This window comes from Pseudomonas sp. FBCC-B545, from assembly GCF_059134095.1.
Map to the genome: position 1 here is coordinate 2,351,347 of NZ_CP101441.1, position 14,056 is coordinate 2,365,402.

The 14,056-nt window shown below is 60.3% G+C and carries 12 protein-coding genes; 3 read left to right on the forward strand and 9 right to left on the reverse strand.

All coding sequences use genetic code 11. The features are described 5' to 3' along the window. Window positions 1-35: 35 nt before the first annotated feature. The 5 genes from NMB39_RS10985 to copC form a co-directional block, all read right to left on the reverse strand. Complete coding sequence (locus NMB39_RS10985) at window positions 36-911, reverse strand: SMP-30/gluconolactonase/LRE family protein (RefSeq protein ID WP_494339251.1); 876 nt, start codon at window positions 909-911, stop codon at window positions 36-38. Between the two features lie 30 nt (window positions 912-941). Then, a complete protein-coding gene (locus NMB39_RS10990) occupies window positions 942-1,760 on the reverse strand; it encodes an NAD-dependent epimerase/dehydratase family protein (RefSeq protein WP_057025209.1) in 819 nt (272 codons plus the stop codon). 198 nt (window positions 1,761-1,958) lie between these two features. Then, on the reverse strand, window positions 1,959-3,221 hold the full coding sequence (locus NMB39_RS10995) for an OprD family porin (protein ID WP_494339250.1): 1,263 nt from the start codon (window positions 3,219-3,221) through the stop codon (window positions 1,959-1,961). 261 nt (window positions 3,222-3,482) lie between these two features. Next, window positions 3,483-4,340, reverse strand: coding sequence for a copper homeostasis membrane protein CopD (gene copD, locus NMB39_RS11000; protein WP_057025211.1), 858 nt, complete (start codon window positions 4,338-4,340; stop codon window positions 3,483-3,485). Between the two features lie 3 nt (window positions 4,341-4,343). After that, the gene (copC, locus tag NMB39_RS11005; protein WP_057025212.1) at window positions 4,344-4,709 is read right to left on the reverse strand and encodes a copper homeostasis periplasmic binding protein CopC; all 366 of its coding nucleotides are present in this window, start codon (window positions 4,707-4,709) and stop codon (window positions 4,344-4,346) included. A gap of 115 nt (window positions 4,710-4,824) precedes the next feature. Here copC and NMB39_RS11010 point away from each other — a divergent pair, with 115 nt between their 5' ends. Further along, window positions 4,825-5,445, forward strand: a complete 621-nt coding sequence (locus NMB39_RS11010) for a TetR/AcrR family transcriptional regulator (RefSeq protein ID WP_043048725.1) — start codon at window positions 4,825-4,827, stop codon at window positions 5,443-5,445. Window positions 5,446-5,558: 113 nt separating this feature from the next. Here the strand turns inward: NMB39_RS11010 and preA are convergent, their stop codons facing one another. The 3 genes from preA to hydA form a co-directional block, all read right to left on the reverse strand. Beyond that, on the reverse strand, window positions 5,559-6,833 hold the full coding sequence (preA, locus tag NMB39_RS11015) for an NAD-dependent dihydropyrimidine dehydrogenase subunit PreA (RefSeq protein ID WP_057025213.1): 1,275 nt from the start codon (window positions 6,831-6,833) through the stop codon (window positions 5,559-5,561). After that, a complete protein-coding gene (locus tag NMB39_RS11020) occupies window positions 6,833-8,200 on the reverse strand; it encodes an NAD(P)-dependent oxidoreductase (protein WP_494339249.1) in 1,368 nt (455 codons plus the stop codon). The genes preA and NMB39_RS11020 overlap by 1 nt, the downstream gene beginning before the upstream one ends. A gap of 162 nt (window positions 8,201-8,362) precedes the next feature. After that, window positions 8,363-9,802, reverse strand: coding sequence for a dihydropyrimidinase (gene hydA / locus NMB39_RS11025; protein ID WP_046068728.1), 1,440 nt, complete (start codon window positions 9,800-9,802; stop codon window positions 8,363-8,365). A gap of 592 nt (window positions 9,803-10,394) precedes the next feature. On the opposite strand from hydA, the gene NMB39_RS11030 reads away from it, so the two are divergent. Together NMB39_RS11030 and NMB39_RS11035 are read left to right on the forward strand one after the other, a co-directional pair. Next, the gene (locus tag NMB39_RS11030) at window positions 10,395-11,885 is read left to right on the forward strand and encodes an NCS1 family nucleobase:cation symporter-1 (protein WP_367236770.1); all 1,491 of its coding nucleotides are present in this window, start codon (window positions 10,395-10,397) and stop codon (window positions 11,883-11,885) included. A 164-nt stretch (window positions 11,886-12,049) separates the two neighbouring features. Continuing rightward, complete coding sequence (locus NMB39_RS11035) at window positions 12,050-13,333, forward strand: Zn-dependent hydrolase (RefSeq protein ID WP_057025217.1); 1,284 nt, start codon at window positions 12,050-12,052, stop codon at window positions 13,331-13,333. Between the two features lie 116 nt (window positions 13,334-13,449). Here the strand turns inward: NMB39_RS11035 and NMB39_RS11040 are convergent, their stop codons facing one another. Beyond that, window positions 13,450-13,908, reverse strand: coding sequence for an REP-associated tyrosine transposase (locus tag NMB39_RS11040; RefSeq protein WP_198719648.1), 459 nt, complete (start codon window positions 13,906-13,908; stop codon window positions 13,450-13,452). Window positions 13,909-14,056 lie beyond the last annotated feature (148 nt).

Genomic DNA, 14,056 nt, shown 5'->3' on the forward strand with positions numbered 1-14,056 from the left:
CTTGTTATTGTTGTATTCAAGGCACAGCAGTACAGCTAGAGGATGAAGTACGGTTCGGCCAGTCCCTTGACGCCCGGGTTGAGCGCGAATACGCCGCCGGACACCGACTGTTCGCTCGCATCGTCACGAATCGAGGTGACGTACAGGGTGTCCAGGCGGCTGCCGCCAAAGGCGCACATGGTGGGTTTTTTCACCGGTACGCTGAGGGAACGATCCAGGCGGCCCTCGGGGGTGAAACGGTGGATCAGCCCGGCGTCATTGGCGCAGATCCAATAGCAGCCCTCGGCGTCCACGGCAGCGCCGTCGGGGCGGCCGGGGAAGTGGTTCATATCGATAAACACGCGGCGATTGGAGGGCGTGCCGGTGTTGGTGTCGTAGTCGAAGGCCCACACCTGCTGCACCTGCGGATGCGAATCCGAGGCGTACATCGTGCGGCCATCGGGGCTGAAGGCCAGGCCGTTGAGGGTGATGAAGCCATCCAGTTGCGCGTGGGGCGCGGCCCCGGACGCATAGCGGTAAAGAATGCCCTTGGCCACGTTCAAGCCCATGTCCAGCACCATGCTTCCTGCCCAGAAACGGCCCTGGCGATCACAGCGACCATCGTTCAGGCGCATGTCCGGACGCGGGTGTTCGACACCGGCCAAGAGTGTAGTGTCGAGGCTACCGTCATTATGGGTGGTCAGTTCAAAGAAGCCGGTTTCCATGCCTGCCACCCAGTTGCCCGCTTGAGTACGTGCGATGCAGGCGAGCATCTGTGGGGCCTTCCACGCGCTGAGGTAGCCGGTGGCGGCGTCCCAGCGTTGCAGGCTGCCGTTGGGGATATCCACCCAATACAAGGCGTTTTCTTCGGGTACCCACACCGGGCATTCGCCCACGGCGTTGCGGGCGTCGACAATCAATTCAGCGCTCATGGCCACTCATTCCCTTGGGTTGCTGTGCACTCAGTCACCGAACGGCCCTGCCGCGCAAAAAGCCCCGCCCTGGTAGACCGCGGCCGGGTCATCGGCGGCGACCGGTGGCTGGGCTTCGACCTGGGCGCGGAACATTTCGGAGCTGTCCTTGGGAGCAAAGCCCAGGTGCGCGGCGTAGCGGTTGTTCCACCAGGTGTCGAGGTTCGCCGACATGCCGTACACCACGGTGTGGCCGACGTTGGGCGTATACAGCGCGCGCTCGAGCAACTGGGTCAGGTCATCGAAGCTCAACCAGGTGTGCATCATCCGGCGGTTCTGCGGTTGCGGGAACGAGGAGCCGATGCGGATGCTCACGGTCTCGATGCCGTAGCGGTCGAAGTAGAAACTGGCCATGTCCTCGCCGTAGGACTTGGACAGGCCGTAGTAGCTGTCCGGACGGCGAGGGGAGTGGGCGTCGAGTTGTTCGCCCTGCTTGTAGAAGCCGATCACATGGTTGGAGCTGGCGAAGATTACACGCTTGACCCCATGGCGGCGGGCGGCTTCGTAGATATGGAAAATACCGCTGATATTGGCGCCGAGGACTTCTTCGAAGGAACGCTCCACCGATACGCCGCCAAAGTGCAGGATGGCGTCGACGCCTTCCACCAAGTGGTGCACGGCTTGTTTATCGGCTAGGTCGCAGGGCTGTACTTCTTCGTGAGCGCCGGCAGCGGCGGCCATGTCGGCGATGTCCGACAGGCGCAGGACCTTGGCGTAAGGACGCATGCGTTCGCGCAGGACTTTGCCGAGGCCACCGGCAGCGCCAGTGAGCAGCAGGCGGTTGAAGGGAGCGGGCGTGGTGGTGGTCATGGGTATTCCAGTTTTTGTTGTAGGTTGTCGTATGACTATCTTGAAATAGTGTTAGGGATTCCCTGTATTGTCAACGCCCTTCCAGTAGGAGCGAGCTTGCTCGCGAAAAACGTTAACGATAACGCGTGGTTACTGAATAAACGCGGTGCCCATAGGTTTCTCGCGAGCAAGCTCGCTCCTACAAAAGCTCTGGCACATTTAAAGCAGTGAAATCGGATAGCTGACAAATATCCGGTTCTCATCAAACTCGTTATTGCTGAAATCCCGGCGCATGGTGGAGTTGCGCCACCGCACGTTGAGGTTCTTCAACGCACCACTTTGCACCGTGTAGGCCAGCTCCGATTCGCGTCCCCATTCCTTGCCATCGGTGATCGCCCCGGTGTGCACGTTACTGCCACTGATATAGCGGTTCATCAGGGTCAGCCCGGGGACGCCGAGCACCACGAAGTTGAAGTCATGGCGCAACTGCCAGGATCTTTCCTTGGCGTTGTCGTAGCTGGCGTTATAGCTGTCGTTGGCCAAGGTGCCGCCACTGGTGCCGTTGACGCGCATCCACACGCTGTCGCCGGTGAGCTTCTGCAGGCCGACGTAGAAGGTGTGGCCGTTGTATCTGGCTGAGAGCAGGGCGGACACGGTCTTGTTATCCAGGTCACCGGCCAGGGCGCTGCCGTCTTCCTTGCCGTTGAAGAAGCCGAGGTTGGCGCCCAGGGTCCAGTCGCCCACGGGTTGGCTGTGGGTGAGGTTGAGGTATTGCTGCTGGTAGATATCGGTGAGTTCGGCGTACCACAGGCCAACCTGGGTGCGTTTGTCATTGAAGGTGTATTCGCCGCCACCGAAGTTGAAACGGTCCGAGGTGAAGGCAGCTTTGCCGTTCATGAACATGTCTTCCATGCTCGCGTCGTTGCGCGGGCTGTTGCCGCGAAACTGGCCGCCGTAAAGGGTCAGGCCGGCAATCTCATTGGACGTGACCTGGCCGCCACGGAAGGTCTGGGGCAGGGAGCGGCCATCATCGGAACGCAGGATCGGCAGCACCGGCATCCATTCGCCCACCTTCAATTCGGTCTTCGACAGCTTGGTCTTCAGCGCCACGCCCAGGCGGCCGAAGTTATCGGCGGGGCGGCCATCGTCATGCACCGGCAGCAACTGGGTACCGGCGGTGCCTTTGCCGCCATCGAGTTTTTGCGAATACAGTCCCAGCACATCGATCCCGAAGCCCACGGTGCCTTGGGTAAAGCCCGACTTGGCGTCGAGAATGAAGTTCTGCGTCCACTCTTCGGCCTTGCCCTGGGGGTTGGTCGGGTTGGTGAAGTTGCGGTTGAAGTAGGCGTTGCGCAGGTTGAGCGTGGCCTTGGCGTCGTCGATAAAACCTTCGGCCTGGACGGCCAGGGGCAGGGTGACGGCCAGGCTACCGAGGCTGATAAGGCCCAGGCGCGCAGAGCAATTGCGGGCGAATTGACTCACAGTGAGGCTCCCTTTCTTTTGTTGTTTTTATTATTTGTTATACGTCGTCGTACAACATTGAGCGGGATATTTACGGGGTTTTTGGGGAGTGTCAAGCAGAAGTTATACGATGACTGGGTATGGCCTGATCTAAAGCGGGCAGGGTCAATGTGGGAGGGGGCTTGCTCCCGATAGCGGTGTATCAGTCACAGATGATATGACTGCTACACCGCTATCGGGAGCAAGCCCCCTCCCACATTTGACCGAGTCAGACTTGGTTTTTTATCCCGCCAGGACCATCGGCGGCAGGGTGCCAAGGAGTGAAACGGCGGCCACAGCGCAGACCCCCAGCAGCCACTCCACCATCACACTGGCCTTCAAGCTGCACAGCCGCTGCTCGCAGCGATCAAGGCGCAACCGGTTCAGCAGCGCCAGCGTCAACATGCCCAGTACCAGCATCACCTTGATCAACAGAATCAGGGCAAAACCACTGAACAACGGCGTGGGCCATAGTTGCCCGGTGAGTACGCGCACGTTGATCAAGCCGGTTACCAGCAAGCCGGCGACCAAGCCATAACCGACGCCGCTGAAGCGTCGCAGCACAGGCTCCAGCCGGTGGTCCTGCGGACGCTTGAGGATCAGCACCAACAACAGCAAACCACCCAGCCAGGCGCCTACACACACCAGGTGCACCACCTGATTAAGGATCAATAATTGCCCACTCAGCCCGTCGAGCATGGCGCCGTGGCCCACAGGTGCCAGGGTCACCAGCAGCAGGCTGATCAGCGGTAAGCGCAAGGCTGGCCAGGGCTTGATCAGCGCGATCACCAGCAGCAGGCTCAGCAGCAGATGCCAGGTCCACACTTGGCCGAAGAAGGTTTTGCCCAGCACCAGTTGGACGGTGGCCGGTTGCAGCGCTGCGTCCCAACTGCCCGCCATGCTGGCGGTGATCAGCAGCAACCACGCCAGGCCGGAACCGAGCCCCACCCAGGCCAGGCCACGGGTGATGCGCAGCAATTGCCGGTCCAGTGCCGGCTGCCTTTGAGTGCCGAGCAGCCAGGGCCTGAACACCCAGGCCCCGAACATTAACAGCACCACGACGAAATGCAGGAAGCGGCACAGCACCAGCAGCGTTGCCATGGGTTATTGGCCGACCTTGAAGCTGTATTCACCGTTGCTCTTGTGGGTGTCGACCGACACCGCGTTCCATACCACTTTGTAATTGCCTGCCGCGAGCGGTGCAGCGGGAGTCACCACCAGGACTTTTTTGTCGGCGTCCGGGGTTTCCAGGCCCTTGATGGCGATTTCGGTGCCGTCCTTGCTCAGGGATACTTTGGTAAAGGTGGCTTCGACGCCCTCGGTAAAGGTCAGGCGCAGGTCTTTCGGCGCGGCGACGCTGCTGTCGGCCGCTGGTTCTGCACTCTTGAGGTGGGCGTGGGCAAACGCTGCCGAAGCGCCCAGCAGGGATGCCAGCAAAGTGACGGTGGTCAGGGCTTTCTTGATCAACATTGTTCAATACCAATCAATGGGAAGGACAAGCAGTGTACGAAGTTTGCACCGCGCCTGTCGCCCCGATCTAGAGCCGATGGTAGTCTTTAGGCCGTGTTGTTGTCAGGGAGCCCTTATGGGCAATCACAAGAGTGGAATTCGTCGAGTCAACGTCGAGAAAATCCTGTTGGCCGCAGAAAAAGTCTTCGCTGAAAAAGGCTATGGCAGCACCGCCATGGCCGACATCGCCGAAGAGGTGCAACTGCCGCGCTCTAACCTGCATTACTACTTCACCACCAAGAGCGAGCTGTACAGCGCGGTGCTGTTCGACCTGCTCGAGCTGTGGAAGCAGGACGCTCTGAGCTTCGAGACCTTCGACGACCCGCGGGTGGTGCTCAGCAGTTATATCCGCGCCAAGATGCAGCGCTCGCGGACGCGACCCTATGGCTCCAAGGTCTGGGCCAATGAAATCATCCACGGCGCGCCAACCCTCGGCGAGGCGTTGGATGAAAGCCTGTACGACTGGGCCAAGATGAAGGAGGCGAAGATTCGCCAGTGGGTGGAAGACAAACGCATCCTGCCGGTGGAGCCTTCGAGCCTGCTGTATATGATCTGGGCCTCGACCCAGCACTATGCCGACTTTGATCATCAGGTGAAGATCCTGAACGACCACCAGCCGTTGTCGGACATGCAGTTCGAGAAGGCGATCCAGACCGTGACCAGTGTGATTTTGCGGGGGATTGGGTTGGAGCCTTGAGTCTTGTCGTGAGGCTGAGGGCCTCATCGGGGGCAAGCCCCCTCCCACATTTGATCAGATTCACATAGATCCACTGTGGGAGGGGGCTTGCCCCCGATAGCGGTCTAAAAGGCCTACACAGCCTCGCGATAAGGATTGCGTGGGTCGTGCGTCCAATTCAAAAACGGCTTGCCGGTGTCCATCGGCACCATCTCGATACAGTCCGCCACCGGGCAGGTGATCTGGCACAGGTTGCAGCCCACGCACTCATCATCAATCACTTCGTACTTATGCGTGCCATCTGCCTGCTTCAAACTGGCGATCGCCTGGTGCGAAGTATCCTCACAAGCAATGTGGCAACGCCCACAGCCGATACACGCCGCCTGGTCAATCTTGGCGATGACCTGGTAGTTGATATCCAGGTACTTCCAGTCTGTAGTGTTACCCACGGCCCGCCCCGAAAATGCCTGCAGACTGGTGTAACCCTGGCTGTCCATCCACCGCGACAGCCCGTCCTTCATCTCGTCCACAATCCTGAAGCCATGCAGCATTGCCGCCGTGCACACCTGTACCGCGCCGCAACCCAAAGCGACGAATTCCGCGGCATCGCGCCAGTTGCCGATACCGCCGATACCGCAGATCGGCAGGCTCTGGGTCTGTGGATCACGGGCAATTTCAGCCACCATGTTCAAGGCAATCGGCTTCACTGCCGAGCCGCAGTAACCGCCATGGGTACTCTGGGTACCGACCATCGGCAGGGCGACCATGCGTTCCAGATCCACGCTGGTAATGGAGTTGATGGTGTTGATCAGCGACACCGCATCCGCACCGCCGCGATACGCCGCCCGCGCCGCCACGCGGATGTCGGTGATGTTCGGCGTGAGCTTGACGATCACCGGCAGCGAGCAATACGTCTTGCACCAGCGAGTTACTTGCTCCACATACTCCGGCACCTGGCCGACGGCGGCGCCCATGCCGCGTTCGGGCATGCCGTGGGGGCAGCCGAAGTTCAGTTCAATGCCGTCGCAGCCGGTGGCCTCCACCAGGGGCAGGATGTTTTTCCAGGATTCTTCAACGCATGGCACCATCAGCGACACGATCAGCGCACGGTCGGGCCAGTCCTTTTTGACCTGGGTGATTTCCCGTAGGTTGATCTCCAGGGAACGGTCGGTGATCAGTTCGATATTGTTGATGCCCAGCACTTCGCGATTGGCGCCGTAATGCGCCGAGTAACGCGACGACACGTTGACCGCCGCGGGGTCTTCCCCCAGGGTTTTCCACACCACGCCGCCCCAGCCGGCTTCGAAGGCGCGGACCACGTTATAGGCTTTGTCGGTGGGGGGCGCGGAGGCCAGCCAGAATGGATTGGGGGCCTTGATACCGGCGAATACAATCGAGAGATCGGCCATTACGCAGCCTCCACATTCAGCATGAGTTGGGCGTGCATGGCCTCGGCGGCCAGCTTGCCATGTTGCACGGCCTGGACGGTGAGGTCCTGGCCGAGGCTGACGCAATCACCGCCGGCATACACGCCAGGGATGCTGGTTCGCAGCTGTTCGTCGACGAAGATGCGCTCGCCCACGCGGTGCAGTTGCTGGGCCAATGGGTCGTGCAACGCGTCGCCGTCAAACCCTTGGCCGATGGCCTTGAAAATCGCGTCGGCGGCCAGCTCGAAGGTTTCGCCAGTGGGCTGCAGGCGCCCGTTGTCCAGGCGGGTGCGGGCGAAACGCATGCCGCGTACGCGTCCCTGATCATCGAGCAACACTTCTTCGGGCTGGGCCCAGGTCAACAACCGCACCTGATTGGCTTTGGCGATGTCCTGTTCGTGGTGGGTCGCGCCCATGTCTGCCAGGCCGCGGCGGTACACAAGGTTCACATCCCGGGCACCGAGGCGGGCCATTTGCACGGCCATGTCGATGGCGGTATTGCCGGCGCCGAGTACGATGCAGCGGTCGGCCAGGGGCAATTTGCTGAGGTCATCGGCCTGGCGCAGTTCGCGGATGTAGTCGGTGGCGGCGAGTAGGCCCGGGGCCTCTTCGTGGGGTAAGCCGAGCTGTTTGCTGGCCGCCAGGCCAAGGCCGAGGAACACCGAATCGAACTGTTGGTGCAGTTCGCTCAAGCTCAGGTTGTCGCCCAGGCGCTGGCCGTGGCGGATTTCGATGCCGCCGATCTGCAGGAGGAAATCCAGTTCCTTCTGGGCAAAATCATCCACCAGTTTGTACTTGGCGATCCCGTATTCGTTCAGGCCACCGGCTTTTTCCCGGGCTTCGAAAATCACCACGTCATGGCCGTGCAATGCGGCACGATGGGCACAGGCCAGGCCCGCTGGCCCGGCGCCGACTACGGCGATGCGTTTGCCGGTGGGTGCGGCGCGCTGGAACGGGTGTGCGCTGAAGTGCGCGTTGTCGATGGCGTAGCGCTGCAGCAGGCCGATCAGCACCGGGGCGCATTCTTCGGCGTTGTTACGCACGCAGGCTTGCTGGCAGAGGATCTCCGTCGGGCAGACCCGGGCGCAACTGCCGCCGAGGATGTTGGCCGAAAGGATTTTCTGCGCGGCACCCTGGACGTTGTCGGTGTGGATATTGCGGATGAACGACGGAATGTCGATCTCACTGGGGCACGCATTCACACAAGGCGCGTCGTAGCAGTACAGGCAGCGCGAGGCTTCCAGTTGGGCCTGGCGGGCGTTGAGGGGCGGTGCCAGGTCGGTGAATTGGCTGGCGAGGGTGGCCCCGTCTTCGCGGGGGTGGGGGAGGTGGGTCAGGGTCTGGATCACGGTGGTGGCCTCACGGTTTTTTTGGATTGCCTCTATGTGGGCATTTTTGTTGGCTGTACTGGCCTCATCGGGGGCAAGTCCCCTCCCACACTGGATCTATGTGAACCCGATCAAATGTGGGAGGGGCGGTGCGACGATTCGACTTGTCCCCCGATGGCGGTTTCAGCGCTTCACAGCAACCGGCCTGGAATGCTCCGCCCGCTTGCTCAACTGCTCAAACACCGACGGATACGCCGGCCGCTCCACATAGCGCCCGGCGCCACGTTCGGCGCGCAGGTCGCCATCGGCCCAGACCAGCTTGCCCTGGCTGATGGTATGGCTCGGCACGCCGCGTACGGTCTTGCCTTCGAAGATGTTGAAGTCGACCTGCTGGTGGTGGGTCTTGGCGGAAATCGTCCGCGTGCCTTGCGGATCCCACAGCACCAGGTCGGCGTCGGCACCTACGCGCACCGCGCCTTTGCGCGGGTAGAGGTTGAAGATCTTCGCGGTGTTGGTGGAGGTCAGCGCAACGAACTCCTGCATCGACAGGCGCCCTGTGTTGACGCCTTCGTGCCACAGCAGCGCCATGCGGTCTTCGATGCCGGCGGTGCCGTTGGGAATCTTGCTGAAATCGTCACGCCCGGCGGCTTTTTGTTCGGCGCAGAAGCAGCAATGGTCGGTGGCGGTGGTGTGCAGGTTGCCCGATTGCAGGCCGTGCCATAGAGCCTCCTGGTGCCCGCGTGGGCGGAACGGCGGGCTCATCACATAGCCGGCGGCGGTCTGCCAGTCGGGGTGCTGGTAGACGCTGTCATCCAGCAACAAGTGGCCGGCGAGCACCTCGCCGTAGACCGCCTGGCCCTTGCCCCGGGCATAGGTGATTTCATCCAGCGCTTCCTTGGTCGACACATGTACCAGGTACAGCGGAGTACCGATGGTTTCGGCAATACGAATCGCCCGGCTGGCCGCTTCGCCTTCCACCTGGGATGGACGCGACAGCGGATGCGCTTCCGGCCCGGTGATGCCCTGGGCCATCAGCTTGCGTTGCAGGTGGTACACCAACTCGCCGTTTTCGGCATGCACGGTGGGCACCGCGCCCAGCTCCAGGCAGCGCTCGAAGCTGGCCACCAGGGTGTCGTCGGCAGCCATGATCGCGTTTTTGTAGGCCATGAAATGCTTGAAGCTGTTGATGCCGTGATGGCTGACCAACTCGGCCATTTCTTCGCGTACCTGTTCGCTCCACCAGGTGATTGCCACATGAAAGCCGTAGTCGGAGGCGGACTTCTCTGCCCAGCCGCGCCACTGGTGAAACGCTTCCATCAGCGATTGCTGCGGGTTGGGAATCACGAAGTCGATGATCGATGTGGTGCCACCGGCCAGACCCGCCGCCGTACCACTGAAAAAGTCTTCACTGGCCACGGTGCCCATGAAGGGTAGTTGCATATGGGTGTGGGGGTCGATGCCGCCCGGCATCAGGTATTGGCCGCTGCCATCGAGTATTTCAGTGCCGGCGGGTATATCCAGATCCGTGCCAATGGCGCGAATTAGACCGCCTGCGCATAAAACATCGGCGCGGTAACTTTCATCATGGGTAATAACGGTGGCGCCACGGATCAACAGCGACATGTCGAGTTCCTCACAGGCTTGACCGGCTTGTGCCAGTTCTAAGTGTTGTAATGCTGCATGCCGATGGTCGGTTAATTCCTGTCATCGGTGACAGGAATAGAAACTAGCCCGAGTTTTTGGATTGGGCAAGAAGATTTTTCCTCAGCTTTTTCTGACATTAAACTGCTGATTTATATGGTAAAAATTATAAATTCACCAAAATGTAGCATTGCCTCACCGTTTTGACGCACTTGACAGGTTCTGCTTATAAGCAACATTTCTTATTGCAAATCAGGCGCTTGAGATATGCCTCTTGACGGCGTCGGAAAATAAAAATAATTGTGTTGCACCAGATTGAGTCCGAACGCTTCGGATAACTTCCCGTTATGGAGCCTGCTTAACGTGGACAGTTATCAGGATGCAATCTGAAAGTTGAATAACATCAGCAGCTTATATAAGCGGTGCGGGTTCAAGTTGGGTTGTCGGCACGGTAATTGAGTGCAGTGGCGGCTGGCAGGAGCCCGTGATGTCATGTTGTTTACGCGGTACTCCGGCCACCTGGACACAACGTGCAGGTGAGCAAAAATAATTTTAAAAACACCGTGGAGCGGCCATGCAACAGAACAGATCGCAAGTCATCGAGCGCAACGGCCTGTACGAACTCGACGCCGGCCCCGACGTCCTCGACAGCCCTCGCTACAACCACGACATGGCACCCACCAAGGTGCACGAGCGCACTTGGAACAAGTGGCACATCACCGCGCTGTGGGTCGGCATGTCGATCTGCGTGCCCACCTACACTCTGGGCGGTGTGCTCACCGCATATTTCGGGCTGTCGGTGGGCGAGGCGCTGATGGCGATCCTGTTGGCCAATCTCGTGGTGCTGATCCCGCTGACCCTCAACGCGTTTCCAGGCACCAAGTACGGCATTCCGTTTCCAGTGCTGCTGCGTTCGTCCTTTGGCATCCTTGGTTCCAACGTGCCGTGTCTGATCCGTGCGCTGGTGGCCTGTGGGTGGTTTGGTATCCAGACCATGTTCGGCGGGCTGGCGATCCACCTGTTCCTGGGTTCGATTTTCGACGGCTGGAAGGCCCTCGGTGGCACCGGCGAGGTAATCGGTTTCATGATCTTCTGGTGCCTGAACCTGTGGGTGGTGCTGCGTGGCGCAGAGTCGATCAAGCGCCTGGAAACCTTGTCGGCGCCGCTGCTGGTGGCCGTGGGGGTTGGCCTGCTGGTGTGGGCGATGCCGAATGTATCCCTCAGCGAGCTGATGGCGATCCCACCCAAGCGCCCCGAAGGCGCGAGCCTCACCGGCTATTTCATGGCGGGGCTGACGGCGATGGTGGGGTTCTGGGCTACCTTGTCGCTGAACATTCCCGACTTCAGCCGCTACGCCAAGAGCCAGAAAGACCAGATCCTCGGGCAGATTTTCGGCTTGCCGCTGACCATGTTCCTGTTCGCCGCCCTCGGCGTGATCATGACCGCCGCCTCGGTAAAACTGGTGGGGGTCAGCGTCTCCGACCCGGTGACCCTGATAGGCCATATCCAGAGCCCGGTATGGGTGGCCGTGGCGATGGCGCTGATCATTGTCGCCACCTTGTCCACCAACACGGCGGCGAACATTGTCTCGCCCACCAACGACTTCCAGAACATTGCGCCCAAGCTGATCAACCGCACCACGGCGGTGATCCTGACCGGCCTGGTCGGGCTGGCACTGATGGCCCATGAGCTGCTGAAAAAACTCGGCTTGATCGTTTCCGATGTGAGCCTGGAGACCGTGTATTCCAACTGGCTGCTGGGCTATTCGAGCCTGCTGGGGCCGATTGCCGGGATCATGGTGGTGGACTATTTCATTACCCGCAGACAGCAGCTGGACCTGGCGGGGCTGTACCGCGATGACGTGTACCCGGCCTGGAACTGGAGCGGTTTTATCGCCTTTGGCGTGCCGGTGGTGCTGACGCTGCTGTCCCTGGGCAGCGATGCGTTCAGCTGGTTCTACAGCTATGGCTGGTTTACCGGTTCGGCGTTGGGTGGAGTTTTGTATTACGGCTTGAATGCCAAGCGTGCGACCAACCCAGTGGCTGCCAAATCACCGTTGCAGTGAATGTGAAATGCAAACCAAATGTGGGAGGGGGCTTGCTCCCGATAGCAGTCATTCAGCCAATGCATGTGTGACTGGCCCACCGCAATCGGGAGCAAGCCCCCTCCCACATTTGGACCGCGTTCCACCTGTTGCAATCATAAGAAATACAGACTGAGGAGATCCCCATGAACGCTGCTATCGACGTTCTGCAATCGACCCATCAGCACATCAACCGCGACCGTCTGTGGCAGTCGCTGATGGACCTGGCCAAACTCGGCGCCACCCCCAAGGGCGGGGTGTGTCGCCTGGCCCTTACCGACCTCGACCGCAAGGCCCGCGACCTCTTCGTACAGTGGTGCGAAGCGGCCGGTTGCACAGTGACCGTCGACGGCATCGGCAATATCTTCGCCCGCCGCCCGGGCCGTAATCCCGACCTGCCCCCGGTGATGACCGGCAGCCACATCGACACCCAGCCCACCGGCGGCAAGTTCGACGGATGCTTTGGTGTGTTGGCCGGTGTGGAAGTGTTACGCACGCTCAACGATTTAAAGATCCAAACCGAGGCGCCGCTGGAAGTGGTGGTGTGGACCAACGAAGAAGGTTCGCGTTTCCCGCCTTGCATGATGGGCTCCGGGGTGTTCGCCGAGAAGTTCAGCCTGGCCGATACCTTGGCCAAGGTCGATGTAGATGGCGTCAGTGTCGGCGAGGCATTGAACGCGATTGGCTACGCGGGCACCCGTCCTGAGAGTGGGCATAAGGTCGGTGCCTATTTCGAGGCCCATATCGAACAGGGGCCGATCCTGGAGGATGAAAAGAAAACCATCGGCGTGGTGCTCGGCGCCCTGGGGCAAAAGTGGTTCGACCTGAAACTGCGTGGCGTGGAAGCCCATGCGGGGCCGACACCGATGCATCTGCGCAAGGATGCCCTGGTGGGCGCGGCGGCGGTGGTGGCAGCGGTGAATGCGGCCGCGCTGGGGCACCAGCCGCATGCATGCGGTACCGTGGGTTGCCTGCAGGCGTATCCGGGCTCGCGCAACGTGATTCCCGGTGAAGTGCGCATGACCCTCGACTTCCGTCACCTGGAACCTGCGCGGTTGGATTCGATGATTGCCCAGGTACGCCAGGTGATCGATGACACCTGTGCCAAACATGGGCTGACTTACGAGATGGAACCCACCGCCGATTTCCCGCCGCTGTACTTTGACAAAGGCTGTGTCGATGCCGTGCGCGATGCGGCCAACAGCCTGGGCCTGTCGAACATGGATATCGTCAGCGGGGCAGGGCACGACGCGATCTTCGTCGCCGAATTGGGCCCGGCGGGGATGATCTTCGTGCCGTGTGAAGGTGGCATCAGCCATAACGAAATCGAGAACGCCACGCCGGATGATTTGGCGGCGGGGTGTGCGGTGTTGTTAAGGGCGATGGTGGCGGCATCAGCAGCCATTGCCAGTGGCAAGCTGGCGGCCTGAAACGCGGTAAAAATGTGGGAGGGGGCTTGCTCCCGATAGCGGTGTGTCAGGTACATGTGTATTAACTGAACCACCGCTATCGGGAGCAAGCCCCCTCCCACATTTGAATTGCGCCGCTACAACCAGATGGCATCCCACAGTGGGTAGTCGCCAATGCGCTCGACCAACCCCGCTCGCAATGGATTGGCCACCACATACCGTGCCATTTTCACCAAGTCATCTTCCTTGCGCAGGGCACGGTCATGGAAGCTCTCCTGCCACAACCGCCCCTTACGGCCGCTTGCACCATTCACGGTGCGCGTGCTTTTCGATTTCACCTGACATATCAAATCCGCCAGCGAGCCTTTTCGCAGCTCGATGATCCAATGAAAGTGGTCGGGCATGATCACCCATGCCAGAGAGTTCGCCAGCCCTTGGTACTGGGCGATGCGAAATTGCCAGACCACCAGGCGACCGAGATAAAAGTCGCTGAAGATGGGTAGGCGTTCATAGGTGTTGGTGGTGATGAGGTAGATGCGATTCGGCTCGCTGAATCGACCGATGCGCAGGCGGTGTGAAGCCGGTAGATTTGCCATTCCCTGGCCCTCTCAGATGTGTCTAGAGAGGCTAGGTCGCAGAGCAAGAAGCTGGTGGGCAGGCTTTTGGCAGGATGTGTCTGGAAGGACGCTATCGGGAGCAAGCCCCCTCCCACATTGGCTCTGCGGTGTTTGTACTTTATGTTTC